This is a genomic window from Pseudomonas sp. P5_A2_2, assembly GCF_054177685.1.
This window is the reverse complement of the sequence record NZ_JBGCUL010000844.1, coordinates 1-1,941: the sequence shown is the minus strand read 5'-3', so window position 1 is coordinate 1,941 and position 1,941 is coordinate 1. Positions and strand designations below refer to the sequence as shown.

The window sequence follows — 1,941 nt, the reverse complement described above, 5'->3', positions numbered from 1 at the left end:
ATGATCGACCTGCTGTCCGAACTCTACCCGTAGCGCAAGGGGGGCAGTTCGACATCGACGCAATCTGCGCCGATGGTGTGACGATTCCAGGCTTTACACAAAACCTGTGGGAGCGAGCCTGCTCGCGATGGCGGTGGGTCAGTGAACAACATATTGACTGACACTCCGCCATCGCGAGCAGGCTCGCTCCTACAGGGATTTTGGGTGAATCAGGAAGTCAGGCCTTGCTGGCTTTCAGATAAGCACCGAGGCGCCGCCCCATTTCCTCACCCAGCGCCTGCAAGCCACTGAGCGGCCGCACCATCACTTCAAACTCGACAATCCTGCCCTGTTCGTTGAAGCGGATCATGTCGATGCCCTTGAGCTCTTTCTCGCCGACTTTGGCGCTGAATTCGAGAATCACGTTCAAGCCGTCCGCCGTCGCCAGTTCGCGGTGATAGGCAAAGTCCTCGAACACGTTCATGACCGTGTTGAGGATCATCGACACCACTGGCGCCCCGGGATACGGCGTGTGTGCCATTGGCGAACGGAACACCGCCTGCGGATCGAGCAATTCAGGCAAGCCGCTCAAGTCGCGGTTGCCGATCATCGCATGCCACTGCTTCAGGGACGCTGCGACATTGGGGTTCAGGTTCAGCTCGGACATCTTCAACTCCTGTTTTTTATTGTTGTGGTGCGAAAGCGTTGGTCGATCACCCTGGCGGCATCGTCGGCCCATTGCTGGCCATCAAGCCCGGCTCGGGCGTCATCCGCCGCGTGTGCAGGCCCTGCAACAGCAACATCGGACCGAGGCGTATTTTGGCGAGGGTTTCAGTGTGGCTCATTTGAGGTTATCGCCCTGCAATACACAGCTCCCCGGTCGCACGAATCATCGCCTGCTCATGCAGGTAATCCTTGATCAGCGCGGAGCGTTCGGTGGCCAGCCATTGCGGGCAGTTCGGGTCTTTGCGGTAGGGCAGGAAATCGGCGTACTGCTGGAGCAGCAGATTTTGCAGCTTGTCGAGCTTGGGCCGGATGTCGTTAATGAGGTCCGGCCGTGGCGTGTCCGGTGCTTTGTGCGCCGCTTGCCATTGCGCGAGCCGGCCGTATTGCACCAGTTTGCTGGCTTCGATCTGGGCGGCGATCAGGTCGGCGACATCGTCGGGGTCGAGCTTGCGCTGGGTGGCTTGCGCGCGCGCGTTGGCGATGACTTGCGCTTCCCGGGCGTTGTCCTGGACCGGTTTGCCGCTGTCCCACTTGGTCAGCGCCACCTGCTCACTGATGTACAACCGCTCATTCATCGTCGCCAGCAAGGGTTGCAAGGCATCAGGTGCGGGGGGCGGCGTGTCTGCTTGCACACAGCCAGCGAACAAGCCGAGCAGGGTGCAGGCCAGCCAGTACGGCAGGCGAGAGGAGCGGGGCATGGGCAGAACCTCCTTGGACGCTGAAATCACTCCGGCTTGTGTATCACAAGTGCAGCCAGGGAACGACAGGTTGCGAAGGATTCAGGCCAGCAGCCGCTCAATCTGCGCCAGCTCCCAGGTGCTGAGCAAACTCACCGGGTCGGTACCGAAGCGCTGCCCGCTGTCGAACGCATACTCGCGGCCATCGGGGCTTTGGCCGTGCAGGCAGTGGCGCAAGTGACCGGCGTCGACTTCGAGGGTCAGGCGCCAGCCGTCGATGTCGACTTCCACAGGGCGCGACGCGTATTGATCATCAAGACGCTGGACTGTGCGAATGCCCTGGGCGGCATCACGCAATTGCTGATAAACCTCGCGGGCGGTGAGGGCGGGCACAGGTGTCTCCGGGGTGAAGTCGCAGGCACAGGATAAATCATTGCCATACAAAAAAGCCCGGCAGATGCGGCTAATTCCAGTCAGTCAATCGTTGGAACACCACAAACCTTGTGGGAGCGAGCTTGCTCGCGATGACGGTTGGACAGTCACACAAGGGGTGCCTGAC

At 60.5% G+C, this 1,941-nt stretch carries 4 protein-coding genes; all 4 read right to left on the bottom strand.

Features of this window, described 5'->3' with window-relative positions:
- Nucleotides 1-217: 217 nt before the first annotated feature.
- A complete protein-coding gene (locus ACXRVY_RS26440) occupies nucleotides 218-646 on the bottom strand; it encodes a nuclear transport factor 2 family protein (RefSeq protein WP_223463646.1) in 429 nt (142 codons plus the stop codon).
- A 46-nt stretch (nucleotides 647-692) separates the two neighbouring features.
- On the bottom strand, nucleotides 693-824 hold the full coding sequence (locus ACXRVY_RS26435) for a hypothetical protein (RefSeq protein ID WP_263289944.1): 132 nt from the start codon (nucleotides 822-824) through the stop codon (nucleotides 693-695).
- A 6-nt stretch (nucleotides 825-830) separates the two neighbouring features.
- Entirely contained in the window at nucleotides 831-1,403 is a 573-nt protein-coding gene (locus ACXRVY_RS26430) for a chorismate mutase (protein WP_223463647.1), read from the bottom strand.
- Between the two features lie 81 nt (nucleotides 1,404-1,484).
- Complete coding sequence (locus ACXRVY_RS26425; RefSeq protein WP_223463648.1) at nucleotides 1,485-1,775, bottom strand: DUF7693 family protein; 291 nt, start codon at nucleotides 1,773-1,775, stop codon at nucleotides 1,485-1,487.
- Nucleotides 1,776-1,941 lie beyond the last annotated feature (166 nt).

Excerpts from the sequence above, each read along its gene's own strand:
- ACXRVY_RS26440 (WP_223463646.1), bottom strand. The coding sequence starts at position 646 with ATGTCCGAGCTGAACCTGAACCCCAATGTCGCAGCGTCCCTGAAGCAG.
- ACXRVY_RS26435 (WP_263289944.1), bottom strand. The coding sequence starts at position 824 with ATGAGCCACACTGAAACCCTCGCCAAAATACGCCTCGGTCCGATGTTG.
- ACXRVY_RS26430 (WP_223463647.1), bottom strand. The coding sequence starts at position 1,403 with ATGCCCCGCTCCTCTCGCCTGCCGTACTGGCTGGCCTGCACCCTGCTC.